Source organism: Maricaulis sp. (assembly GCF_030149425.1).
GTDB lineage: Bacteria > Pseudomonadota > Alphaproteobacteria > Caulobacterales > Maricaulaceae > Maricaulis.
On the sequence record NZ_JASBRQ010000088.1, the window covers coordinates 104,786 to 128,742 of the forward strand.

At 63.6% G+C, this 23,957-nt stretch carries 26 protein-coding genes; 16 read left to right on the forward strand and 10 right to left on the reverse strand.

From position 1 onward, the window contains the following. Positions 1-46 precede the first annotated feature (46 nt). The 5 genes from Q1V57_RS15685 to Q1V57_RS15705 are packed head-to-tail and all read right to left on the reverse strand — an operon-like array spanning position 47 to position 4,167. Entirely contained in the window at positions 47-1,453 is a 1,407-nt protein-coding gene (locus Q1V57_RS15685; RefSeq protein ID WP_300532698.1) for an FAD-binding oxidoreductase, read from the reverse strand. Further along, positions 1,450-2,400: an L-threonylcarbamoyladenylate synthase gene (locus tag Q1V57_RS15690; protein ID WP_300532699.1), complete on the reverse strand. Its 951-nt coding sequence runs from the start codon at positions 2,398-2,400 to the stop codon at positions 1,450-1,452. Before Q1V57_RS15690 ends, Q1V57_RS15685 begins: the two co-directional genes overlap by 4 nt. Positions 2,401-2,448: 48 nt before the next feature. Further along, complete coding sequence (locus Q1V57_RS15695) at positions 2,449-2,988, reverse strand: YceI family protein (protein WP_300532701.1); 540 nt, start codon at positions 2,986-2,988, stop codon at positions 2,449-2,451. Between the two features lie 7 nt (positions 2,989-2,995). Continuing rightward, complete coding sequence (locus tag Q1V57_RS15700) at positions 2,996-3,568, reverse strand: cytochrome b (protein ID WP_300532703.1); 573 nt, start codon at positions 3,566-3,568, stop codon at positions 2,996-2,998. Continuing rightward, complete coding sequence (locus Q1V57_RS15705) at positions 3,568-4,167, reverse strand: YceI family protein (protein ID WP_300532705.1); 600 nt, start codon at positions 4,165-4,167, stop codon at positions 3,568-3,570. The genes Q1V57_RS15700 and Q1V57_RS15705 overlap by 1 nt, the downstream gene beginning before the upstream one ends. 133 nt (positions 4,168-4,300) lie before the next feature. On the opposite strand from Q1V57_RS15705, the gene Q1V57_RS15710 reads away from it, so the two are divergent. Further along, positions 4,301-6,064 carry an acyl-CoA dehydrogenase gene (locus tag Q1V57_RS15710; protein WP_300532706.1) on the forward strand — a complete coding sequence of 588 codons (1,764 nt, stop codon included), beginning with the start codon at positions 4,301-4,303 and terminating at the stop codon, positions 6,062-6,064. A gap of 152 nt (positions 6,065-6,216) precedes the next feature. Here the strand turns inward: Q1V57_RS15710 and Q1V57_RS15715 are convergent, their stop codons facing one another. Further along, positions 6,217-6,600 carry a hypothetical protein gene (locus Q1V57_RS15715; RefSeq protein ID WP_300532708.1) on the reverse strand — a complete coding sequence of 128 codons (384 nt, stop codon included), beginning with the start codon at positions 6,598-6,600 and terminating at the stop codon, positions 6,217-6,219. 243 nt (positions 6,601-6,843) lie between these two features. Between Q1V57_RS15715 and Q1V57_RS15720 the strand changes: the two genes are divergently transcribed. From Q1V57_RS15720 to Q1V57_RS15785, 14 genes are all read left to right on the forward strand, one after another. Beyond that, complete coding sequence (locus Q1V57_RS15720) at positions 6,844-7,035, forward strand: hypothetical protein (RefSeq protein WP_300532709.1); 192 nt, start codon at positions 6,844-6,846, stop codon at positions 7,033-7,035. Then, a complete protein-coding gene (locus Q1V57_RS15725) occupies positions 7,032-7,352 on the forward strand; it encodes a YbjQ family protein (protein ID WP_300532711.1) in 321 nt (106 codons plus the stop codon). Before Q1V57_RS15720 ends, Q1V57_RS15725 begins: the two co-directional genes overlap by 4 nt. Continuing rightward, complete coding sequence (gene lepB, locus Q1V57_RS15730; protein WP_300532713.1) at positions 7,349-8,119, forward strand: signal peptidase I; 771 nt, start codon at positions 7,349-7,351, stop codon at positions 8,117-8,119. Before Q1V57_RS15725 ends, lepB (Q1V57_RS15730) begins: the two co-directional genes overlap by 4 nt. 3 nt (positions 8,120-8,122) lie before the next feature. Beyond that, positions 8,123-8,908, forward strand: coding sequence for a signal peptidase I (gene lepB / locus Q1V57_RS15735; protein WP_300532715.1), 786 nt, complete (start codon positions 8,123-8,125; stop codon positions 8,906-8,908). A gap of 47 nt (positions 8,909-8,955) precedes the next feature. Beyond that, positions 8,956-9,837: an NAD(P)-dependent oxidoreductase gene (locus Q1V57_RS15740; RefSeq protein ID WP_300532717.1), complete on the forward strand. Its 882-nt coding sequence runs from the start codon at positions 8,956-8,958 to the stop codon at positions 9,835-9,837. A gap of 4 nt (positions 9,838-9,841) precedes the next feature. Next, positions 9,842-10,765 carry a histone deacetylase family protein gene (locus Q1V57_RS15745; RefSeq protein ID WP_300532719.1) on the forward strand — a complete coding sequence of 308 codons (924 nt, stop codon included), beginning with the start codon at positions 9,842-9,844 and terminating at the stop codon, positions 10,763-10,765. 84 nt (positions 10,766-10,849) lie between these two features. Beyond that, the gene (locus Q1V57_RS15750; RefSeq protein ID WP_300532721.1) at positions 10,850-11,440 is read left to right on the forward strand and encodes a histidine phosphatase family protein; all 591 of its coding nucleotides are present in this window, start codon (positions 10,850-10,852) and stop codon (positions 11,438-11,440) included. 59 nt (positions 11,441-11,499) lie between these two features. After that, positions 11,500-11,748, forward strand: coding sequence for an exodeoxyribonuclease VII small subunit (locus Q1V57_RS15755; protein WP_300532723.1), 249 nt, complete (start codon positions 11,500-11,502; stop codon positions 11,746-11,748). A gap of 81 nt (positions 11,749-11,829) precedes the next feature. After that, the gene (locus Q1V57_RS15760; protein ID WP_300532725.1) at positions 11,830-12,726 is read left to right on the forward strand and encodes a polyprenyl synthetase family protein; all 897 of its coding nucleotides are present in this window, start codon (positions 11,830-11,832) and stop codon (positions 12,724-12,726) included. A 17-nt stretch (positions 12,727-12,743) separates the two neighbouring features. Further along, on the forward strand, positions 12,744-14,672 hold the full coding sequence (gene dxs, locus Q1V57_RS15765) for a 1-deoxy-D-xylulose-5-phosphate synthase (protein WP_300532727.1): 1,929 nt from the start codon (positions 12,744-12,746) through the stop codon (positions 14,670-14,672). Between the two features lie 66 nt (positions 14,673-14,738). Further along, positions 14,739-15,596, forward strand: a complete 858-nt coding sequence (locus Q1V57_RS15770) for a LytTR family DNA-binding domain-containing protein (protein WP_300532729.1) — start codon at positions 14,739-14,741, stop codon at positions 15,594-15,596. A 124-nt stretch (positions 15,597-15,720) separates the two neighbouring features. After that, positions 15,721-17,034, forward strand: coding sequence for an amidohydrolase family protein (locus tag Q1V57_RS15775; RefSeq protein WP_300532730.1), 1,314 nt, complete (start codon positions 15,721-15,723; stop codon positions 17,032-17,034). 37 nt (positions 17,035-17,071) lie between these two features. Continuing rightward, a complete protein-coding gene (locus tag Q1V57_RS15780; protein ID WP_300532732.1) occupies positions 17,072-17,800 on the forward strand; it encodes a TlyA family RNA methyltransferase in 729 nt (242 codons plus the stop codon). 154 nt (positions 17,801-17,954) lie between these two features. Beyond that, positions 17,955-18,818, forward strand: coding sequence for a hypothetical protein (locus Q1V57_RS15785; protein WP_300532734.1), 864 nt, complete (start codon positions 17,955-17,957; stop codon positions 18,816-18,818). A 163-nt stretch (positions 18,819-18,981) separates the two neighbouring features. Here the strand turns inward: Q1V57_RS15785 and Q1V57_RS15790 are convergent, their stop codons facing one another. The 4 genes from Q1V57_RS15790 to Q1V57_RS15805 all read right to left on the reverse strand — a co-directional run bounded on the left by Q1V57_RS15790 (position 18,982) and on the right by Q1V57_RS15805 (position 23,188). Beyond that, positions 18,982-19,677, reverse strand: a complete 696-nt coding sequence (locus Q1V57_RS15790; protein WP_300532735.1) for a hypothetical protein — start codon at positions 19,675-19,677, stop codon at positions 18,982-18,984. 228 nt (positions 19,678-19,905) lie between these two features. Further along, on the reverse strand, positions 19,906-21,432 hold the full coding sequence (locus Q1V57_RS15795) for a glycine zipper domain-containing protein (protein WP_300532737.1): 1,527 nt from the start codon (positions 21,430-21,432) through the stop codon (positions 19,906-19,908). Positions 21,433-21,545: 113 nt separating this feature from the next. Next, complete coding sequence (gene aroC / locus Q1V57_RS15800) at positions 21,546-22,643, reverse strand: chorismate synthase (protein ID WP_300532739.1); 1,098 nt, start codon at positions 22,641-22,643, stop codon at positions 21,546-21,548. A 47-nt stretch (positions 22,644-22,690) separates the two neighbouring features. Next, positions 22,691-23,188, reverse strand: a complete 498-nt coding sequence (locus tag Q1V57_RS15805; RefSeq protein ID WP_300532741.1) for a DnaJ domain-containing protein — start codon at positions 23,186-23,188, stop codon at positions 22,691-22,693. An 88-nt stretch (positions 23,189-23,276) separates the two neighbouring features. Here Q1V57_RS15805 and pdxH point away from each other — a divergent pair, with 88 nt between their 5' ends. After that, positions 23,277-23,948 (forward strand): pyridoxamine 5'-phosphate oxidase, encoded by a 672-nt coding sequence (pdxH, locus tag Q1V57_RS15810; RefSeq protein WP_300532743.1) that lies wholly within the window; start codon positions 23,277-23,279, stop codon positions 23,946-23,948. The last annotated feature ends 9 nt before the right edge of the window (positions 23,949-23,957 follow it).

A 23,957-nucleotide genomic window follows, 5' to 3' on the forward strand; every position in this document is an offset into this window, starting at 1 on the left:
CCTGCGCTGGGCGGTTTAATTCGGCCGGCTCAGCCACCGAACCCGATCAGCCCAGCAAGACCCGCGGATTCATGATCCCGTGCGGGTCGAGGGCCTGTTTGATGGCCCGCATGACTGTCACATCGATCGGCTTGCGGCGGGCCAGTTCTTCGCGCTTCAGAATGCCGATGCCGTGCTCGGCTGAGATCGAGCCGCCATACTGGTCGACGAGATCATAGACAATGTCCGAGGCGGGCTTGATGCCGGCGAGGAATTCATCCCCGGCGCCGGTCTCACGGGCCATGATGTTGAAGTGAACATTGCCGTCGCCGACATGGCCGAAGGCGATCACCTCGGCCTGCGGGTAGTCGCGTTCAACGGTCTCGGTTGCCCGGTTCATAAAGGCCGGCATTTTTGAGACCGGGATGGAGATGTCGTGCTTGAGCGCCTTGCCATGGGCCCGTTCGGCCTCAGCAATGGTTTCGCGCAGGCGCCAGAAATCATGCTGCTGGCTGTCATTCTCGGCGATCGCGGCATCGGCGATCAGGCCTTGCTCGAAAGCCTCGCCCAGAGCCGCTTCCAGCGTGTCGCGGGCACCGTCTTCGCGGGCGAAACTCATTTCGCAGACAACATACCAGTCATGCCGGCCTTCCAGCGGGTTGCGGGTCCCGGGAACGTGTTCGAGCACCAGGTCGAGGGCATTGCGCGGCATGATTTCAAAGGCCGTGACAGCGCCGCCGGAGGCCTGTTTGGCCAGGCTCAGGAATTGCACCGCATCATCGGCGGAGCTGAGCCCGCAAAAGGCGAGCTCCAAGCGGGCCGGGCGCGGGAAAAGCTTCAGCGTCGCGGCGGTGATAATGCCCAGCGTGCCCTCCGCCCCGATCAGCAATTGCTTGAGATCATAGCCGGTATTGTCCTTGCGCAGGCCGGTCAGACCGGACCAGATCTCGCCATTGGGCAACACCGCTTCCAGACCCAGCACCAGGTCGCGGGTCATGCCATAGCGCAGCACATGCACACCGCCGGCATTGGTCGAGATCAGCCCGCCAATCATGGCCGAGCCTTGCGAGCCTAGCGACAGGGGGAAGAGCCTATTGGCCTCCGCCGCCGTGTTCTGCAGGGTTTCAAGGATGCAGCCGGCTTCAACCGTCATGGAATCATTGGCCGCGTCAATCTCGCGTACCTGGTTCACGCGTTTCAGCGAGATCAGCACTTCGCCTTGCGGGGTAGAGGCGCCGCACAGCGAGGTATTGCCGCCCTGGGGCGTAATGGCGATCCCGGCCTCGGCGCAGATTTTTACAGCTGCGGCAACCTCTTGCGTCGAGCCCGGCTTGAGCAGGATGGGCGAATGCCCCTGATAGCGCCCGCGCCAGTCCTTCACATGCGGTTCGATCTCGTGTGCATCCTGGCTCCAGCCCTTGGGGCCGAGAGCGGATTTGAGGCGGTCAATAGTGTCGGCGGAGATCTCGGTCATGTCGCGTCTCTCGGGGCTGCGGCACGGCGCAGGCGGTCATTGATGGCTTCGCCGAGACCGTGCCCGGGTATGGGCGCGACGGCAATGGTGTCTGCGCCGCGGGCGTCGAGTTCGCGCAGGGCGGAGAACAGGCGCGCCGCGGCTTCGGTCAAATCACCGGTCGCCGACAGGTTGAGGTCACCGGAGATTTCGCCAAATCCCAACAGCAGTTCGCCCGGACCGGCTGCGCGCGCATTAAGGCGGACGGCTGCACCGGGGGCGTAGTGGCTCTTCAGCATGCCGGGGCTGGCGGGGGCGTCGCTCTGACCGGCGGTCTGCAGCGGACCGGTAATGGCTTCAATGGCTTCGCGATCCAGGCCGCCGGGGCGCAGAAGGGTGGCGGTGTCGCCGTCCACGGCGACGACCGCGCTTTCCAGTCCGACCGGGCAGTCGCCGCCATCGAGAATGATGTCGATCTTGTCACCCAAACCGGTTGCTACATGGTCCGCCTTGGTCGGGCTGACGGCGCCGGACGGGTTGGCGCTGGGGGCGACCAGGGGGCGGTTTGCGGCCTCGATCAGTGCGCGTGCGGCGCTGTGCCGGGGACACCGGATGGCGACCGTGTCGAGACCGGCATTGGCGAGGTCAGAGATCGGCGCCTCATCGCGCTTGGGCAGAACCAGGGTCAGCGGCCCGGGCCAGAACGCCTCCATCAAGCGGCGCGCGAGGGGCGGGATCTCAACCAGCCGTTCCGCCATGTCCGCGCCGGAGACATGGGCGATCAGCGGGTTGAAGCTCGGCCGGCCCTTGGCTGCGTAGATCCGCGCCACTGCCTCGCCATTGCCCGCATCCCCGGCCAGCCCGTAGACGGTCTCGGTCGGCATGGCCACAAGCCCGCCGTCGCGCAGGATGTCGGCAGCGCGGGTGATGGCGGTGGTCTCGCTGGCAGGCAGGATGGTGGCAGACATGGGCCGAGCTAGCGCCAAGCGGTGTGGCAAGACAAGCCTGTTGTGCGCCTATTCAGCCGCATCGGCCTCGATATGCAGCACGATGGTGACGCTGGCCGCGGTTTCGCCCCAGCTGGCATCGCCGACACCATAGTCCAGGCGGGCAATCTCCAGCGCGCCATCGGCAATAGCGCGCCCGTCAGCAATGGCGAGGGTGAAGGGCAGGACAACCGCCTGGTCGGCGCCGCGGATATTGAGCGTGCCATGCGCCTCATACCCGTCTCCTGCGGCCCGGATATCGCTGGACGTGAAGCGCGCCAGGGCATGGCTCTCCGGGGCCAGGCCCTCTGCCGACAGCATTGACTGGTCGAGCTGGCCATTGCCGGTCGAGCCCGTCGCCACACTGACCGTCGCATCAATACGCGCGCTGGTGAGGTCGGCGGGATCCAGCGTGATTTCGGCGCTCCACTGGTCAAAGGCGCCGGTCACGGTCGAGCCGAAGGCCGAGGTCTCAAATCCGACACGGCTGGCCTCAGGGTCCACAGTCCAGTCCTGGGCGAGGGCGGGGGAGGCGGTGAGCAGCAGGGCAGCGAGGGCGGAACGCAACATGGGGGGATTACCTTTTGAGCAGGGGGATCATGCGGGCGACAAGATTATCGCGGTCGATGAACTGGTGTTTGAGCGCGGCGGCGACATGCAGGCCGGAGAGGATCAGGATGGCCCAGCCGCCGGCGCCATGGGCGCTGCCGGCAAAGGCGGCGAATTCCTCGGTCTGCGGCACCGGGAGCTTGGGCAGGACCAGTTCGGGATTATTGAACAGGAGCGTCGGGAAGGGCGTGGCGGATGCTGCGGCCCAGCCCCCCAGCGGCAGGCCGATCATCAGCGCGTAAAAGCCCCAATGCGTCGCCTTGGCGATCCAGACTTCATGGGGCTTCATGCCGGCGGGCAGCGCCGGTGCCGGGTGGGTCAGGCGCCAGCCGAGCCGGAACAGGCTCAGGGCGAGGATGAAAAGGCCGGTGGTCTTGTGGGCGTTATAGGCGAATTGAACATCGCTCAGCGCGACACCTTCGCCGGCCAGCATGCGTTCTTGCAGACCTTCCATATACCAGCCGAAAAACACCATGGAGATCAAAAGCACGGCCAGGATCCAGTGCAGGGTAATCGCAATCGGGCTATAAACGTCGCGCATTATTCTCCTCCCTCAAGGAATTCCGCCTCAATGCGGATGCGGATTTCGCGGCCCAGCACAGTCTCGGGCAGATTGCCGATGCCGAAGGCGGAGCGGTCGATGACCATGTCGGCGCCGAAACCGATCGTATTGCGCCCTTCCAGCAAATTGAACAGGCCGCCATAGAATTCGATCTCCATCACCGTCTCCTCCGTGCGGCCATTGAGGCGCAGCGTGCCATAGGCGCGGCCGGTGGTCTCACCGGTGATCTCGATACGGTTCGAGGTGAAGCGGATCTCGGGGTGGCGCTCGGCATTGAACCAGTCCTGCGCCAGGGTGCGGTCGAAGTCGCTATCGCCGGTAGAGATCGATGCGGTGTCGATAATCGCTGTAAGCTGAGCCTCGTCCGGGCGCTCGGCATCAAAATCGAGGCTGGCGCGCAGGCTGTCGAAGCGGCCGGTATACCAGGACAGGCCGAGATGGCGCACGCGCCAGACGACGCTGGCATGCCCCTGGTCCAGCTCCCATTGCCCTGCAGGCAGGCGCGCCGGGTCTGTTGTCGGTGTGGCGCAGGCCGCGATGAAGAGCGGCAGGGCGAGGGCTAAAGCGTGCAGTCTCATAGCCGACAATGTAGGCGGTTGGCGAAACCGGAAAAGCACAATCTCGCGGCTGCGACAGAAAATCACTGTTTCCAGGCTCGCAAGTTTCGCCGCGGAGGTTATCTTCGCCCCCAACACGGTTGGGAGAGAAAAAATGGATTACCGCGCACCGGTCGAAGATTTGCGTTTTGCGCTCGAGGAAGTGGCCGCTGTTGATACGGTCAAGTCCGGCGGGGCTTTCCATGAATTCACGGATGACCTGACCGGGGCGATCCTCGACGAGGCTGCCAAGCTGTCCGGCGATGTGCTGGGCCCGCTCAATCGCGTCGGCGATCTCAAGGGCTGCACGCTCGAGAATGGTGAAGTCACCACACCGGACGGGTTCAAGGAAGCCTATGCCCAGTTCGTCGAAGGCGGCTGGCAGGGGCTGCAATTCCCCGCCGAGGCGGGCGGTATGGGCCTGCCGCGTGCGCTTGGTGTCGCGGTGCTGGAAATGATCCAGTCCTCCAACATGGCCTTCGGTCTCGGCCCGATGCTGACCTATGGCGCGATTGAAGCTCTGCTGTCACACGGCACGCCGGAACAGCGCGATCAATACCTGCCCAAGCTGCTGACCGGTGAGTGGACGGCGACGATGAATCTGACCGAGCCGCAGGCCGGCTCCGATGTGGGTGCGCTGCGGACCAAGGCCGAACCCAATGCGGACGGCTCCTGGGCCGTGTCCGGGCAGAAGATCTACATCACTTGGGGCGAGCACGACTGTACCGACAATATCATCCACCTCGTGCTGGCGCGTACGCCGGGTTCGCCGGAGGGCACCAAGGGCATCTCGCTGTTTATCGTGCCGAAGGTGCTCGAGGATGGAACGCGCAATTCGCTGCAGGCGATCGGCCTGGAGCACAAGCTGGGCATTCACGGTTCTCCGACCTGCACGATGGAATATGCCGGCGCCAAGGGCTGGCTGATCGGCGGCGAGAATAACGGCATGCGCTGCATGTTCACGATGATGAACTCGGCCCGCCTCAATGTCGGTGTTCAGGGCGTGGGGATCGCTGAGCGCGCCTATCAGCAGGCGCTCGGCTACGCCAAGGAGCGCAAGCAGGGCCGGGCACCGGAAGCGGACGGCCCGGCGCCGCATGCCATCATCAACCATCCCGACATCCAGCGCACGCTGGCGATGATGAAGGCGAAGATCGAAGCCTCGCGAGCCATCTGCCTGTCCTGTGCTGTTGCCGCCGACCTTGCCGAATATGGCGCCGAGGAGGATGAGCGTGCAGCGGCCAAGCGGCGCGAAGAATTGCTCACTCCGATCGCCAAGGCGTGGTCTACCGATATCGGTGTCGAAGTGGCTTCGCTCGGCATCCAGATCCATGGCGGTATGGGCTTTATCGAGGAAACCGGCGCGGCCCAGCACCTGCGCGATGCCCGTATTGCCCCGATCTATGAAGGCACCAATGCCATCCAGGCGATGGACCTGGCCGGCCGCAAACTGTCCATGGCCGGGGGGGCGGCTTTCACCGAACTCTATGACGACATCCAGCAGACGATTGAAGCCTGCTCGACCTCGTCCCACCCGGACCTGCCGCCGCTGGCAGAACGTCTGGAGGATGGTCTCGACGCGCTGCGCGAAGCGGCCGCCTGGCTCAATGACAGCGACATGTCGGACAAGCTGGCCGGCGCTACGCCCTTCCTGACCCTCGCCGGGGAAGTGATCGGCGGCTGGATGTTGTGCGTTGGTGCCGTCGCGGCCCGTCGCCGCCAGAAAGAAAATATCGGCGACCCGGCCTTTGCAGCCCAGCGCATCGCCTTGGCCAATTTCTATGCCGAGGCCGTTCTGGCCCTGTCGCCGTCACGCGTCGACGACATCACCATGGGCATGGACATGATTGCCGAGGTCGGCTTCGCGATCGGGGAATGATCGCAATCTGGAGCGCCTGTCATCCCTGACGAGAGCCTGGCTTTAAGCCGGGCGACGAGCAGAGCTCCCGAAAAAAATGGCTGGGTCCCCGATCTGCGCCCCGCTTGCGCGGGGCCTGCGTCGGGGATGACAGACTGTTATCGGACGCGCGCCTAGACCCAGTAGGTCTGCGGCTGGGCGATGCCGCGGCCGTCGATCAGGCGGACCAGGCCGATAGCGTTGCGGATCAGCACCCAGAGCCAGATCGCGGCATAACCCAAAAGCCCGAAGGGCGAGAGGATGACGGTGAAGATCAGCACCGTGCAGGCGATGATACCGATCAGCGCGATCCAGAAGGTGCGAATCTGGAAGTCGTAATGTGAGAACAGCCAATTGGGCGCATTTTCGCGACGAGCATAGGCGATGATCAGGGCGATGATCGACGTCACGCCAATGATATTGCCGATCAGCATCAGGACATAGTTCAACGCGATCATGAGTTTGTCGTCACGATCGGCGGTTTTCCCATTGCCCGGTTCAATAATGGTGTCGCTCATTGAGGCTTATCTCCCTTCAGCCTTGTCACTAGCATGGCCGTCGCGAACGCTGCGAGCGGGAACGGCCGGGTGAGGTTCCCCCGCCGCACTGCAGCAATACCGCCACGCTATGTCACGAAAACGGCGCAATCTTGGCGCTTGAGGCTTGGTAACGGAGTCTTTTCGACGTATCGGAAGACTGACACACACGCGGACGGGGTTGGCCTGGTGGTGAAATGGGTAGTGCAGAACCGGAGTCAGATATTGCTGCTGAGCGGCGGTATCACCTTCGTGGTCTTGCTGCTGGCCGATCTCGCCCTGGATTGGGTCTTGCCCTATCCCGCCTCGCTGCTTTGGCTCATCACCGCAGGATTGCTCGGTGCCGGGCTGGCTTTACAATATCTGGAAGCGGAACAGCACGGCGCTGACAATCCGCCGGGAGACAAAACATCATGAGCCTTATCGTCACCATGTCAGACCATGTGCCCGGCCGGGAGATTGACAGCGTGATCGGCGTTGCCCGCGGCAATGTCGTGCGCGCGCGCTTCTTCGGCCGCGATTTCATCGCCGGTCTGCGCAATCTGGTCGGCGGTGAGGTGCCGGAATACACCAAGCTGCTGGCGGAATCGCGGGAGCAGGCGCTCGATCGCATGGTGCGTCATGCCCAGGAGCTGGGGGCTGATGCGGTAATCACCTTCCGCCTGTCGACGGCGACGGTAATGGACGGTTCGGCGGAAATTCTCGCCTACGGAACGGCGGTGAAGCTGAAATGAATCCGCTGATGAAACGCCTGGCCGATCGTGCGGCCGGCGAGATCCTCGAAATCGCACGCTTTCTCGGTGGTGTGGCGGCTGTCTATCTGGTGCTGGTCACGCTCGGCTTTGCGGTCTTCCACATTCCTTCGCAATCCATGCAGCCGACCCTGGAAGTGGGCGACCGGGTCGTAGTGTCGAAATGGGCCTATGGCTATTCGCGTCACTCCCTGCCGCTGGGGCTGGGATACATCCTGCCGGACAGCTGGAATGCGCGCCTGGCCTGGGGGTCGCCGCGCCGCGGTGATGTTGTCGTCTTCCGCGATGAAAACCAGCCCGATGGCCGCGCCCGCAATCTGATCAAGCGCGTCATCGGTATTGGCGGCGATACCATCGAAGTGCGCGGTGGCCGCCTGTATATCAATGACGAGCCGGCCGAACGGGTGCTGGACGAGATTCGCAATTACCGTGAATTCCCGACCCAGCAGATCCAGACCGTCACGCATTATGTCGAAGGCCTGCCGGACGGGCGCGAGCACTCCATTTACGAGCGCTCGGACAATTATGCCCTGGATGATTACGGACCGGTCCGTGTCCTGCCCGGGACTGTTTTCGTCATGGGCGATAATCGTGACGCCTCGCGCGACAGCCGCGCGCCGGGCGGGCCGGGCCTGGTGCCGCTGGCCAATGTGATCGGCCGGGCAGAGACCGTCCTCTTCACCTTTGAGCGCTGCCGTCGCGAACAGGGGCTTTATTGCCCGCGCGGCCGCGTCTGGCAGGGCCTTTAAACCGTGGCGTCCCATTACAAACTGCTGCGGCGCATGCCCAGCTGGATGCGCTCCAACATCCGCGAAGCCAAGGAGCTGACCAATTTCCTGGCCGGTGTGGCGGCGCTCTGGTTCGTCTGGACCTCGGCCGCTTTCGCCATCTACTACATCCCCTCCGAGAGCATGCAGCCGACGCTGGAAGTCGGCGACCGGATCGCGGTGTCGAAATGGGCCTATGGCTATTCGCGTCATTCCCTGCCGCTGGGGCTGGGCGAGCTGTTGCCGGAAGACTGGGACGGCCGCATTGCCTGGGCCGACCCCCGGCGCGGTGATGTCGTTGTGCTGCAATCGCCGCGCGCCGATATCGTCCTGATCAAACGGGTCGCAGCCATTGGCGGTGATGTCGTCGAGGTGCGGGCCGGGCGGCTCTATATCAACGGCGAACAGGCCGAGCGCGAACTCGTGGATGAACGCCGTTATCGCGAGCACGGCGCCTTTGCCGGCAGTGTGCATGTGGCGCATTTCACCGAGACCCTGCCGCAGAGCGGCGGGCGCACGCACCCGATCTATGAGCGCTCAGATGCCGGACAGCTTGATGATTTCGGTCCGGTCACGGTTCCCATGGGGCATCTTTTCCTGATGGGCGATAACCGCGATCACTCGGTCGATAGCCGTCATCCGATGGGGCCGGGCTTCGTGCCGCTGGCCAATGTGATCGGCCGTGCCGAAACCGTGGTCTTCACGCTCAATCGCTGCCGCCGCAGCGAGGATTTGCATTGTCCGACAGGACGGGTCTGGCGCGGGCTGTGAACACGCCCTAGTTTCCCCGCAAGACAAACTTCGCCGGGGAGAGCGCGATGAGCCTTAAAGACAAGACGATTTTCATTACCGGTGCGAGCCGGGGTATTGGCCTGGCCATCGCCGAGCGCTGCGCCCGCGATGGGGCCAATATTGTCATTGCTGCCAAATCCGACGTCGCGCACCCGCGCCTGGAAGGCACAATCCACACCGCGGCGGAGGCGATCGAGAAGGCCGGCGGCAAGGCCCTTGCGGTCAAATGCGATATCCGTGACGAGGCCAATGTCGAGGATGCGGTGGCCCAGGCGGTCGAGCATTTCGGCGGCATTGATGCGGTGGTCAACAACGCCTCCGCCATCTTCCCGGTCGGCACCAAGGATGTGCCGATGAAACGCTATGACCTGATGCATGGCGTCAATGGCCGTGGCACCTTCCTGGTAACGCAGAAATGCCTGCCGCATCTGGAAAAGGCCGAGAACCCGCACATTCTGGTCCTGTCGCCGCCGCTCGACATGCGCCCGATGTGGTTCGGACCGCACGTGGCCTATACCAGTGCGAAATACCAGATGAGCCTGTGTGTGCTGGGCTGGGGCGAGGAGTTCAAGGGCAAGATCGCGGCCAATGCGATCTGGCCGCGCACGGCGGTGGCCACGGCCGCCATCTCCAACGTGCTCGCCAATGACGACGCGATGAAACAGTGCCGCAAGCCGGAAATCCTGGCCGACACCGCCTATCGCGTGCTGACCAAGCCGGCGGCCGAGTTCACCGGCAATTTCCTCATCGACGACACCTTCCTGTATTCCGAGGGCGTGACCGATTTCGAGCAATATGCCGTCACGCCGGGCACCGATCTCCTGCCGGACTTCTTCGTGCCGGGAGAGGAGGATGCGCCGACGCCTCCGGGGGTGAAGCTGATGGATTTGTCCAACCTCTCGCACTAACGCCATGACGGCCCTGATTATCGACAGTGCAGCCAGTGCGGGGCATCCCGTCCCGCCTGGCCATCCCGAGCACCAGGGCCGCTATGATGCGGCCCGGTCGGCGCTGGCCGGCCTTGCCGGTGCGGTCTGGATTGACAGCCGTGCAGCCCAACGCACCGAGCTGGAGCGTTTCCATACCGCGCGCCATGTCGCCCATGTCCTCGGCACGATCGCCACAGTCGGGGAGGGCGAGTGGGCCGCCCTCGACGCCGATACCCAGGTCACCGAGAGCTCGGCCGCGGCCGGTTTGCACGCCGCAGGCGGGGTGATCGAGGCAGTCGACCGGGTGATCGCGGGAGAGGCTCGTCACGCTTTCTGCCTGGCGCGTCCGCCGGGCCATCACGCCGAGCCGGACCGGGCGATGGGCTTCTGCCTGTTCAACTCGGTCGCTGTCGGGGCCTGCCACGCGCTGGAGGCGCACGGGCTGGAGCGTGTCGCCATTGTCGACATCGATGTGCATCACGGCAATGGCTCGCAATGCCTGGCCGAACAGGATGGCCGCGTCTTCTTCGCCTCGCTGCACCAGGCGCCGCTCTATCCGGGGACGGGGACGCGCAAGGAGACCGGGCTTAACGGCAATGTGCTCAACATCCCGCTGCCGGACGCCACCCCGGCTCTGGTCTGGCGCCAGCATTTCACAACGGAAGTCCTGCCGGCCCTGCGCCGGTTCAAGCCGCAGATGATTTTTATCTCCGCCGGATTTGATGCGCACGCGGACGATCCGCTGGGCGGTTTCCTGCTGACCGAGCCCGATTATGCCTGGATCGCGCAGGAATTGGCGCAGGTGGCCGAAGAAACTGCGGAATCCCGTCTTGTCTCCGTGCTGGAGGGCGGATACGACTGCCCCGCACTTGGCCGGGCGGCCGCCGCTTTTGCTGCGGCGCTGTAGCGGCATGAAGAATGAGTGGCTGGTCGCGGCGGGGCGCGGCAGGCTGAACTGAGCCCCGCTTGCAGGTCACGGAAAGTCCGCATCGTGTCAGCCACGCCTTCACAGCGCCCCGGCCGTATCACTATCGCACGGCACGGCCAGCCGGACGCCAACCGCGAGACGCGGCTGGACTGGCGCGGCTATGAGGACTGGTGGGACAATATCTACCAGCCGGCCTCCCTGGCCGCCGGGCAGAGCGCCCCGGACGGGCTCAAGGCCGCCGCCGACGACGCCCATATCGTCTATGCCTCGACCCTGACCCGCGCCATTGAAACCGCCCAGGCCGCCGCGCCGGGCCGCGAGCTGGACATTGATCCGCTGTTCATCGAGGCCGAATTGCCGCCGCCGGCCATGCCGGGGCGTTACATGGCCAAAACCTGGGGCGTGTTTGCCCGCTGTTCCTGGTGGTTCGGTTTTGCTCGTGGCCGCGAGAGCCGGCCCGAAGCCGAGGCGCGCGCCGCCATGGCTGCAGCGCGTCTGGTTGAGGCGGCACAGGACGGTCATGTCCTCTTGTGCGCTCATGGCTGGTTCAACCGCATGATGCGGCCGCATATCCGTTCCGCCGGCTGGCACTGTGTCCGCGATGGCGGCGACAGCTACTGGTCTTACCGCCAATATGAATATCGCGCGCGATAGCGCGTTGCGGCGGCTGTCCGCCCTGCCTATGCTGCGCCGGACTTTTGGAGTTCGCATACATGTCCGACACCCCCAATGCCGATATCGCCGGGATGAGTTTCGAGCAGGCCCTGGCCGAGCTTGAGCGCATCGTGCAACAGCTGGAAAGCGGCGAGGTCGAGCTGGAGCGGTCGATCGCCATTTACGAGCGCGGCGCAGCCCTGCGGGCCCATTGCGACAGCAAGCTCAAGGATGCCGAGCTCAAGGTCGAGAAAATCGTGCGCGGCGAAGACGGATCGGTGAGCACCGAACCGGCCGGGCTGGACTAGCGTTTCGTTTTAGCGTTCGGGGATGTTTGTCCCGCCTATCTGCCACCCGGTCCGGGCGATCAGCGCCCGGCGACAAGGACGATGATGACCAGCGAGAGCTTCGAGCAGGCCCTGAACGAAACCGCCGACCGCATCACGGTTGCGCTCGACGCCCTTTTGCCGCGCGCAGAAGGCCCGGAAGCCCGGCTCAACTCGGCCATGCGCTATGCGGCGCTGGGGCCGGGCAAGCGGCTGCGGCCCTTCCTGGTGATGGAGTGCGGCAATCTTGTCGGCGCCGATGAACGCGGCCTGCTGCGCGTCGGCTGCGCGCTGGAATGCATCCACGCCTATTCGCTGATCCATGATGATCTGCCGTGCATGGATGATGATGATCTGCGCCGCGGCCGTCCGACCGTGCACAAGGCCTATGACGAGGCCACGGCGGTGCTGGCCGGCGATGCGCTGCAATCCTCCGCCTATGAAATCCTGGCCCATCCGGACACCCATCAGCGCGGCAGCGTGCGCGCCCGCTTGGTGGAGAAACTGGCCAGGGCCAGTGGCGCCGGCGGCATGGTCGGCGGGCAGATGATCGACATTATCGGCGAAAGCGAGACGCTGGACATTTCCGTCGTCACCCGCATGCACCGCATGAAGACCGGGGCGTTGATCAATTTTGCAGCCGAGGCGGTTGCAGCGCTCAAGGATATCGACGATCACATCCGCCGGTCGCTGGAAGGCTTCGCCCATGATCTCGGTCTGGCCTACCAGATCACGGATGATCTTCTCGACGCGACCGGAAATGCAGACGAGGCGGGCAAGGCCGTGGGCAAGGATGCCGGTCAAGGAAAAGCCACCTTTGTCACCACATTGGGCATTGAGGGCGCCAAGGATCGTTCGCGACACTTGGCCGCGCAGGCGAAAGAACACCTTGATCCCTTCGGTGAGCGAGCAAATTTGTTAAAAAAGGCGGTTGATTTCATTCTGACCCGCCAAGCGTAAAGAGCAGGACGCTGCAGATGTCTGTGAAGACACCCAATCTGGACCGGATCCATTCGCCGGCTGATCTGAAAAATCTCGATCTCGAGACCTTGCGGTCTGTGGCCGACGAATTGCGCGCTGAAACCATTGATGCCGTGTCGGAAACCGGCGGCCATCTCGGTGCTGGCCTCGGCGTCGTCGAGCTGACCACGGCCCTGCACCACGTCTTCGATACGCCGCGTGATGTCCTGGTCTGGGATGTCGGTCATCAATGCTATCCGCACAAAATCCTGACCGAGCGCCGCGACCGTATCCGCACCCTGCGCCAGGGCGGCGGCCTGTCCGGCTTCACCAAGCGGGCGGAAAGCGAATACGACCCGTTCGGCGCAGCCCATGCCTCGACCTCGATTTCCGCCGGGCTCGGTTTTGCCGTCGCCCGCGATCTCAAGGATGAGAAGGACCGTCACGTCATCGCCGTGATCGGTGATGGCTCGATGACGGCGGGCATGGCCTATGAAGCCATGAACAACGCCGGCGGGCTCAATTCCCGCCTGATCGTCATCCTCAATGATAATGATATGTCCATTGCCCCGCCGGTCGGTGCGATGAGCCATTATTTCTCGCGCCTTGTCTCGAGCCAGGGCTATCGCAATATCCGCAAGCTCGGCAAAGGCGTTGCCAAGGCGCTGCATGTCGAGGAAGCGGCGCGCCGGGCCGAGGAATACATGCGCGGCATGGCCATGGGCGGCACGCTGTTCGAGGAAATGGGCTTCCGCTATGTCGGCCCGATCGATGGTCATGATATGGGCCAGCTGGTCGCGGTTCTGCGCAATGTGCGCGACGGCGAGGACGGCCCGGTGCTGATCCACTGCGTCACCCAGAAGGGCAAAGGCTATGCCCCCGCCGAGGCCTCCGATGACAAGTATCACGGCGTTGCCAAGTTCAACGTCGTTACCGGCGAACAGCAAAAGTCCAAGGGCGGTCCGCCGTCCTATACCAAGGTTTTCGCCCAGCAGCTGATCGAGGAAGCCAAGAAGGACGACCGCGTCGTCGGCATTACCGCCGCCATGCCGGGCGGAACCGGTATGGACATGTTCGGCGAGGCCTTCCCGGATCGCATGTTCGATGTCGGCATTGCCGAGCAGCATGCTGTAACTTTTGCCGGCGGCCTCGCTGCAGACGGGATGAAGCCGTTCTGCGCACTCTATTCGACCTTCCTGCAGCGCGGTTATGACCAGGTCGTGCACGATGTGGCGATCCAGAAATTGCCTGTCCGCTTTGCCATCGACCGCGCCGGTCTGGTTGGTGCCGACGGCTGCACCCATGCCGGCTCGTTTGATATCGGCTATATGGGCGCGCTGCCGGGCATGGTGGTGATGGCGGCAGCTGACGAGCTTGAGCTCAAGCGCATGGTCGCCACGGCGGCTGAAATCGATGATCGTCCGTGCGCCTTCCGCTATCCGCGCGGCAATGGCTCCGGCATGGAGATGCCGGCCGTCATTGAAGCGCTCGAAGTCGGCAAGGGCCGTATCCTGCGTGAGGGCGGCTCGGTGGCGATCCTGTCATTGGGCACCCGTCTGGGCGAAGCCATCAAGGCCGCCGACGAACTCGCGGCCCAGGGCTTCCCGGCGACCATCGCCGATGCGCGTTTCGCCAAGCCGCTGGATGAAGACCTGGTGCTGCGCTTGGCGCGCGAGCATGAGGTCCTGATCACGGTGGAAGAGGGCGCCCGCGGCGGTTTCGGCGCCTTTGTGCTCGAACTGCTGGCGGAAAAAGGCGCTCTGGATCGCGGCCTCAAAGTGCGCACCATGACCCTGCCTGATGTCTTTCAGGACCAGGATACGCCGTTCAACATGTATGAAACCGCCGGTCTCAACGCCCGTCACATCGCCGCCAAGGCGCTGGAGGCGCTCGGCCGAGAGGAACATGCGGCACAGGTGATCGCGGCCCAGTTTCCGGCTGAGTAAGCCGTAACTTGACCCTAAAAACCAAGTGGTCACTATAGCCCGGTCTTCGAACCGGAACGGCCGCTTATGTCCTTGCTTCAAAACGCGCTTCGCCGTGGGCAGGCGATGGTCGGCCGCTGGCCCATGCTGGCGGCCTGTATCGCGGTCTGCTGCGGCCTGGTGGTGGCCTATACGGCGGTGTTTATGCTGACCATGGGCGGTAACCCGCTCGACCGGGTCGGGACGGCGCTGATTAATTCCATACCGCCGGCGATTTATGCCTATGGCGTCATGATCGTGATCCGGTCGCGCATTATCGGCGCCCATCCGCTCTTGCAGGCGGGCTTTCACATTGTTGCCGCACCGGTCTTTGGCGTGACCTGGTATGTCACCGTCATTGTCTTTCTCGGTCTGTCGCAGGGCTCGCTGGCTGACGGGTTTGCCGTCTCGCCCTTCCGCGGCCCCGCTTTCCACTGGCAGAATTTTCAGGGCATGACGCTCTATATCGGCGCGGCCGCAGCGGCCTATGCCTTCCATTATCGCGCGGCCTGGAAAGAGCTGGCCGCGGCGACGGCCGAGGCCCAGGCCTCGTCCCAGGCCGTGACGGCGGCTTCGGATACGTCCGACACCTTGATCCTGAGACAGGGAGATGAGCTGCGCCCGGTTGATATCGAAGACATCATCCTCGTCTCCGGTGCGGGTGATTATGCCGAGGTGACGACGGCGCGGGGCACGCATCTGTCGCGCAAGACGCTGAGCGAGTTCGAGACGCTGTTGCCGCCGGCCCGCTTCGTCCGCGTGCATCGCTCCCGCATCGTCAATATCGAAGCGGTCCAGGCGGCCGAGCCGGAGGGCGGTGGACGGCTGACCCTGCAATTGCGCGGCGGCGAGAGCGTCTCCACCAGCCGAGCCGGAGCGCGGCTGATCAAGGAGCGGTCCATCTGAGGCTCATTGGCCGCGGGCCATTGTCCATTCACCGGCGCCCCTGTCCATTCGCCGATTATATTCTCCTAAGTGCCTGAATGCGTGTTCCTTATCTTCATGCCTGAAGAGCAAGAAGGAGATGAACATGCCGTACTGGAAACCGGGCCTGGCCGGGATTGCGATTGGAGCCAGTCTGACTTTCGGCCACCCCGCACAGGCCGATGACACGCTCTATCACAATGCCATGATCTGGAATGGCGATGCCTTCCAGGCCGGATCGCTCGCGATCCGGGATGGCATGTTCATCGCCCCGTCCGACCTATCGGCGGATGCCGAGCGCATTGACCTGAACGGTGCTCATATCGTGCCGCCCTATGGCAATGCCCATCACCATATCACCTATGCCAGTGAGGCCTCCAGCTGGGGGTTTGTTGACCCGGGCGTTTTTTATGTCTGGAACCCCAACACGGTGACACCGAGTGATGCGGCCGCAGATGCGACGTTCTATGCGCAGCGCGGCACTTATGATGTCAGCGCTTCGATGGGCGGAATTACCGAGCCCTTTGGTCATCCTGAACGGCTCTATGTCGAACAGCTCTCGCAATATGTCTATCAGGGTTGGGAACTGCCGGACTTCCTCGGCAATGCCTTCCATTATGGCCGTACGGAGGGGGAGATCGACGCCGCCCTCGACCTTTTACTGGAGCAGGGTGCGGGCTTCGTGAAGACCTATCTCCTGTATTCCGAGGATTATGGAAACCGGGCCAATCAGGCCAATTTCTACGGCCAGACCGGTCTCAACCCGGAGAATTTTCCCTATCTGGTCGAAGCGGCCCACGCGCGTGGCCTGCCGGTGGCGGTGCATGTGCAGACCCGCTATGACGCCGTTGTGGCCGCCCGGGCCGGAGCTGACATGCTGGCCCACCTGCCGGCCTATTCGCTGGAACGCACAGAACAGGGGCTGGCTGCGGTAGCCTTCACCGAAGAGGAAGCGGCCATTCTGGGCGCGTCCGGCATTGTCGTCGTTCCCACCTATCTGGTGGCCAAGCGTAATAGCCAATACCTACCGGAAGAGCGCCGGCCGACGCAGGCCCAGCTCGATGCGCTGCATGCTGTCCAGGCGGAAAACCTGCGCCGTCTGCACGCGGCCGGCGTGCCGATCCTGACCGGTACGGACGGGCCGCAGGAAGTGGTCACCGAGATCGAGCACTGGGTTGATATTGGCGGGCTCAGCCGCGGCGATGCCCTGGACGAGTTATTCGCCACACCGGCCCATCTCTTCCCGCAGCGCCGGATCGGCGTGCTCGAGCCGGGCTATGAGGCCAGCTTCCTGGCGCTCAATGGCGATCCGCTCGCCGACCTGTCGGCGCTGGGCGATATTGCGCTGCGCATCAAGCAGGGCGAAGTGATGACCGGACCGGTCACGGACGCCGAGCCAGCCGGGACCGGAGACGGCTAGGATTGATCGCCAGCCGGTGCGGGCGTAGGACAGTCCTATGCCCCGCGCCGACAAATACCTCGTTGAACATGGCTATTTCGACACCCGCGCCCGCGCCCAGGCGGCGATCGAAGCGGGCCGGGTGGTGGTCGATGGCCAGGTGGTCCGCAAGGCCTCGCAGAAAATCGACCCCGGGGCTGTTATCGAAGCTGAAGCCGCCCACCCCTATGTCAGCCGCGCGGCTTTGAAACTGGTCGAGGCCCTGGATCGCTTCGATATCAATCCGAAGGGGCTGACCTGCCTCGATGTCGGTTCTTCAACCGGCGGGTTTTCCGAGGTGTTGCTCGAGCGCGGTGCAGCCAAGGTTTTTGCCGTTGATGTGGGACGGGAGCAGTTGCATTCCAAGCTGCGCGGGGATGAGCGTATCGTTTCGCTGGAAGGCCAGGATGCGCGTCAGTTGAGCTCTGACGAGATCACCGAGCCGCCTCAGCTTATCGTCTGCGATGCCAGCTTTATCTCATTGCTCAAAGTCATCCCGGTCCCGCTCTCCCTGGCCGCACCGGATGCCGTTTTCATCGGCCTGATCAAACCGCAATTCGAGGTCGGCCGCGACGGCCTGGCCCGGGGCGGGCTGGTCAAGGATGAAGTCCTGCGGGACAAGGCCGTCGCCCGCGTGCGAGGCGCACTGGACGGGCTAGAGGGTTTTGGTGTTGTCGATGTCATCGAGAGCCCGATCACCGGCGGAGACGGGAATCTGGAATATCTGGTGCTGGCGCGGCGGGGGTGAGGGCTCGGATCGGCCCCGTCGCAGGCATGAGATTTAGGGGAAGGCTTGGTGTGGTGACCAATCCTTGTTCCGGGCTGAAGGCTGGCGGCTTTTGGCCTCACCATGTTAATGCTTCTACCTGGACAAGGCGAAGCAGACATGGTGGCCGGGCGGAATGACTGTATCAACGCGCAATCCGATCGTTTCCAGATTACAAGCTAATGCGAAGGCAGGCCAACGTATCAAGCTGGTCCTGGTGGGGGTGTTCTGGCTGGTCCTCATGCTGGTCAACTGGCCGCAATGGTTGTTTGGGACCGCTTTCGGGGCGCTGTTGCCAACGACATGGACGAGTTTGGTGGCCCTGGAGCTGGGTCCGGTCGCTCTGGTCACTCTTGCCCTGAATGCTGTATTTGTATTTCTCGTCGTGCGCTGGGTCAGGCCATCCACCACGAACGCAGCCGACATGCTCGACAATCCCGTGCTGCTATCGCTCAAGAAACGTGGCATCGATCCAGAAGTGGCGCTCAACGAATTCCAGCAGGCCTATGACGACGGCAGATTCGTGGAGACCGAAGAGCTGATCGCGACGCCCTCCTGGGCCTTCATGACACCGCCGGCAAATGCGAAGATTGTCCGTATGACGGACTGTGCCTGGCTCTATTTTCGGGCGTCCGGTGCAGAACTGCTGGCAAAGGCGGGGGCCATGAGCGGCGCGCTTACCGCCCGGCAGGCCGACCTCGTTGCGAAGTCTGCTAAAGATGCCGATACGGTTGTCATTCGCACCACGACGACGCGCAACAGCCTGAATGAAATCGCTTGCTCGCCAAAGGATGTAAGCCGCTTGGTGAAATTTTTCACCAGCCACAATCCCGGTATTGTCGTGGGCTGGACCAAGGAGCGTGAAGCCTTGTGGAATGAAAGCCCAAAGGCCTTTGTAGAAGCCGAACCCTCGCATGCCACATCCGCTGCTGACACCCGCACATCACGTGACGCTATGGAGGTCGCGGAAAACCTGACAGACAAGCTGTCGCTCGATTAAAGAACTGCTCCAGATCGAAAGCCGCCGTCGCAGGCCTGGAATCTACGGCAAGGCTTGGTTTAGCAGCCAATCCAGACACCACTTCTCCCCGGGGAGAGGTGGGCCGGCGCTTTGCGCCGGGTCGGAGCGGGGGAGAGGGGGCGTTCAATATGGCGCTGCGCCTCTACTCGTTCACATACGCCTCGTACGGCCGCCAGATACCGTCGGACCCCTCGCACATATAGATCTCGCGATAGCTCACCTCGCCATACTGATTGTATTGCGGTGCGTTGCGGTATTCGCAGGTCCAGTAGTCATTCGATGAGGCCTGGTAGGTGCGGGCCTGGGTGTTCTCTCGTCCGCCGAGCAGATCGACATTGGAACCGCGGTCATACTCGTACTCATAACGGTCATCATAGCCCTGGTCGCGATAGTCGCGATTGTCGTAGCGGCTGTCATGGCGCTGATCCTGATACCGGCGATCATCATAGCGGCGCTGATAGCGCAGGTGTTCGCAATCTTCACCGCTCGCCAGGCCCGCGCCGATGACGGCACCGAAACCGGCACCGGCAATGGTGGCGACGGCCTCGTCATTATCATTGTCGCGATGACGGTGACGGCGGTGATGGTAGTGCCGGCCGCGGCGATGGCGGTCATAGCGGTGGCCACGGCGGTGATGTCGGTAGTCGCGGTCGTCATTATCGTCCGCCAGCTCATTGCCGACAATGGCGCCGAGAATACCGCCGAAGATCGCGCCGGCGACCTGACGGTCTTCGCGTTCATCGACGCATTCCGCATAGGTCTGGCCCTGGGCCATGGCGGCCGGGGCGAACAGGGCGAGGGCGGTGGCGCTCAACAGGGCGCTGGCAACGAGTTTCATGCGCATCTCTCCTTCAAGCGAGTTTACACTCAAACGCTTGCTTCTTGAGCCGCACCCTAGCCCTGGCGCGATGAGCCTTGCATGAACGGCTGCTCCCATTGCTTGCAAATCCCGCGCCCGGCCAGGCGCTGCGGCGCAAAAGGCAGGGTTTCGACGGGGCTGGAAAAGAAAGGCCGGCCCTCCTGGGGAGAGCCGGCCAGTCACGTCCGGGAACGTGTTCGGTTGGGCCTATTGGCGGCGAGCCACTTGCCAGTCGCCATAGGCGTCGCGGCACATGCGGACTTCGTCCAGCGAATAGGTGCCGTCGGGCATGTAGATCTCGGCATCGCCCCAGCGGCATTCGCGATCATTATACCAGTAGGTGTCGCGGATAATGATCGAGCCGCGCAGACCCGAGTGCGGATTGCCCCAGTAGTAAGGCTCGCCATACTCGAAAGCGTAGTTGACGGCGTACTGGTACTGGGCGCGGTCGCAATCGTCGAAATTATCTGCGGCCGAGCCGATCAGGGCACCGAAACCTGCGCCGAGGAGGGCGCCGACAGCGGCGTCGTCATCATTGGCGGCAACGCCTCCGATAATGGCTCCCAGGATGGCGCCGACAACGGCTCCGTCATTGCTGTTATCGTAGCGGCAGACCCCGTCATAATAGGCGAACTGGCGGCGGTCATAGCCATGGCTGTAATAGCGGTTGTGATAGCGCCAGCGGGTCGAGGGACCGTAATGACCGTAATAGGTGTTATAGCCCCAGCCATGGTTCAGATGGCGTAGCCAGCGGGTCTGCTGGCGCAGGCGGCGCTGATCACGGTAGAAGTCACGGCGGCGTTCTGCCCGGCGCCAGCGGCGCTCATCACGACGGCGTTCGGCACGATATTCCCAGCGGTCACGGCGAATATCATAGCGGTGCTGACGGCGCTGCTCCCGGCGCCATTCGCGGCGGTCCCAGGCGTCGTAGCGATCGCTGCGGCGTTCGCGGCGGCTCTCATAATAACGGCGGTCACGGCGGGTATCGGCATCATTGATACGATCCCGGCGGCGATCATAGCGGTCTTCGCGGCGGTCGCGGCGACGATCGGCCCGGTCCTCGGCCCGGTCACGGCGGCGGTCAAAGCGCAGGTCGGAATTGTCGCGGCGACGCTCGACGCGGTCCTGACGGCGTTCGCGGCGTTCTGCTTCGTTCACCGCACGCTCGGCGGCGCGTCCGACCAGCCCGTTGGATTCCTGGCGGCGTTCACGGCGTTCGGCTCGCTCCTGGGCGAAGCGGCGTTCCTGCCGGTTCTCCGCGCGATTCTCGCGTCTTTGCTGCCGGTTCTCGGTGCGGTTTTCGCGGCGTTGCTGACGGTTTTCCGTGCGGTTCTCACGGCGCTGCCGGTTTTCCGCCCGGTTCTCCTGGCGCTGACGATTTCCGGCCCGGTTCTCCTGGCGCTGACGGTTTTCGGCGCGATTCTCGCGCCGTTGCTGCCGGTTCTCGGTCCGGTTTTCTCGTCGTTGCTGTCGGTTCTCGGTGCGGTTCTCGCGTCGTTGCTGACGGTTTTCCGTGCGCTGCTGCTGACGGCCTTCCCGGCGCACTTGCCGATCCGAGCGGGCGTCGCGTTGCTGCGGCTGGCGTTCAAACCGGCTGCGGTCAATCTGCGGGGCGTCATCGCGCATGCGATCGCGGCCATCGCGTTGCTGGGCCTCCGCCGGCATGGCGAACATCAGGGCCGGCATAAGGGCCGCCGCGAAGATCGCTGCCTTGGAGAACGGTTTCATGTTCATCTCGGAACCTCCCTGGTGTCCAGACGCGGGTCGCAAAGGCCCGGCGCTTGACCCTACACCTAATGGGGGCGGGATGAGCCCAGCATGAACGCTTGTTTCATCTTGGCGCAGATTTAGTCCGCGAGCGGTGCCTGGCCCCGGGCGCGCAGCTTGTGATCCGCGAGCACCAGTGCGGCCATGGCTTCGCCGACCGGGACAGCACGGATCGCGACACAGGGGTCGTGGCGGCCATGGGTGACGATGCTGGTTTCCTCAAAGCTCTTGTCGAGCGTGCGGCGCTCCACCCGGATCGAGGAGGTCGGCTTGACGGCAAAGCGGATCACCAGGTCCTGCCCGGTGGAAATCCCGCCGAGCACGCCACCATTATGGTTGGAGGTGAAAACCGGGCCATCCGCGGCCTTGCGCATTTCATCGGCCGCGTCTTCGCCGCGCATGGCGGCCGACGCGAAACCGGCGCCGATCTCAACGCCCTTGACGGCATTGATGGTCATCATGGCGGCAGCGAGATCGCTGTCGAGCTTGCCGTAGACCGGAGCCCCCCAGCCGGCGGGGAGGCCGGACACGACCACTTCGACAATCCCGCCCGTGGACGAGCCGTCGCGGCGTAATTGATCGACATCGCCTTCCCAGAGTGCTGCGGTTTCAGCATCGGGGCAGAAGAAGGGATTATTATCCACCTCCGACCAGTCCCAGCGATCAGGGTCGATGCGCCGTTCACCAAGCTGGGTCAGCGCCGCCTTGATGGTGATGTCGGACCCGAGCAGTTTGCGGGCAATCCCGCCGGCGGCGACCCGCATGGCGGTCTCGCGCGCCGAAGAGCGGCCGCCGCCGCGATAATCGCGCACACCATATTTCATGTCATAGGTGAAATCGGCATGGCCGGGCCGCCATTTGTCGCGGATGTCCGAATAATCCTTGGAGCGGGCATCGACATTCTCGATCATCAGCCCGATCGGGGTGCCGGTCGTGACCTGGCCATTGGTGCGTTCATCTTCGAACACACCGGAGAGAATCCTGACCTGGTCGGGTTCCTGGCGCGGTGTCACATGCCGGCTGGTGCCGGGGCGGCGTTTGTCCAGGAAGGGCTGGAGATCGGCTTCGGTGAGAGCAATGCCCGCCGGGCAGCCATCAACAATGGCACCAATGGCCGGACCGTGGCTCTCGCCGAAAGTGGTGAGCCGGAAAAGATGACCGAAAGTATTGTGAGACATGACCTATCCGCTTGTTGGCCAGACCATAGTGCGATCAATCGCAGGCGTCACGCGGCAGAGTTAGAATTGCGGATCCAGCGGGCAAACCGGCTCATCGGCGAGGGGCGCGAAAACGTGTCGACAAAGTCCTCCAGCGCCGCGCTGTCGGCTGCCGTGACCGGCGCGTCCTCGCCAGCGAGGATGGAAATCTGGACCTGTACACTGTCATCGCCGACAGCGTTGAGGCTGGCCCCGTCCTCAACCCCGGCCGGAATGCGTACGATGATCGGCTTATCGCCGTATTTCAAAGCCCGGGTCACACCATTGGCCGCCTCCGCAGCGCTGATCTGCAGCTCCAGGCAGGCCGGGCGGCGCGCTTCGATATAGCGAATGGCGGCAACGATATCGGCCAGCTCGGACAGGGTGTCCGGCGAGGGTGGAGTGACATCGGGGTGGAGTTTCTTGGCCGCGTCGCGGAAGGCGGATTTGGCAGCATCGAAGCCCGCGCCCGGATCCAGTCCAAGCACGGCGTACGCTTCACGGATACTCCCAATACGCGGTGTCATATGTCTTTTATAAGCCGAGAAGATTCCCGAAAGGTTGACGCGCGCTGCGCAATCTCTACCTCGCGGGTGACGCAAGGAGGCGGCTCACATGTCCAAGAAAGATGATCTCATCCCGGCCACGCCGAGCGAGAAGGAATATAACGAGACCGCCGAGGCCAATGCGGTGGAGATATTCGATCGCGATGAGCCGTTCGAACTCTTCGCCAGCTGGCTGCAGGACGCCAAGAAGAAAGAGATCAATGACGCCAATGCCATGGCCCTGGCCACGGCGGATGCGGACGGTCTGCCCGATGTCCGCATGGTGCTTTTGAAGGATGTCGATGCCGAGGGCTTTGTCTTCTACACCAATCTGGAAAGCGCCAAGGGCGAGCAATTGGCCGAGAATTCCAAGGCGGCCCTGTGTTTTCACTGGAAGTCCCTGCGCCGCCAGGTACGGGTGCGCGGTCCGATCGAGCCGGTCAGCGCGGACGAGGCGGATGCCTATTTCAACTCCCGCGCCCGTGACAGCCGCATCGGCGCCTGGGCCTCGAAACAATCGCGCCCGCTGGAGAGCCGTTTCGCGCTGGAAAAGGCGGTGGCCCGCGAGGCCGCCCGCTTCGGGCTGGGCGAGGTGCCGCGGCCGCAACACTGGTCCGGTTACCGCCTGAAACCCGTCTCGATCGAGTTCTGGCGCGACCGTCCTTTCCGTCTGCACGACCGTATGACATTCCGGCGACAGGATTTTTCCTCGCCTTGGAGCATCACAAGACTGTATCCTTGACCCCGGGCT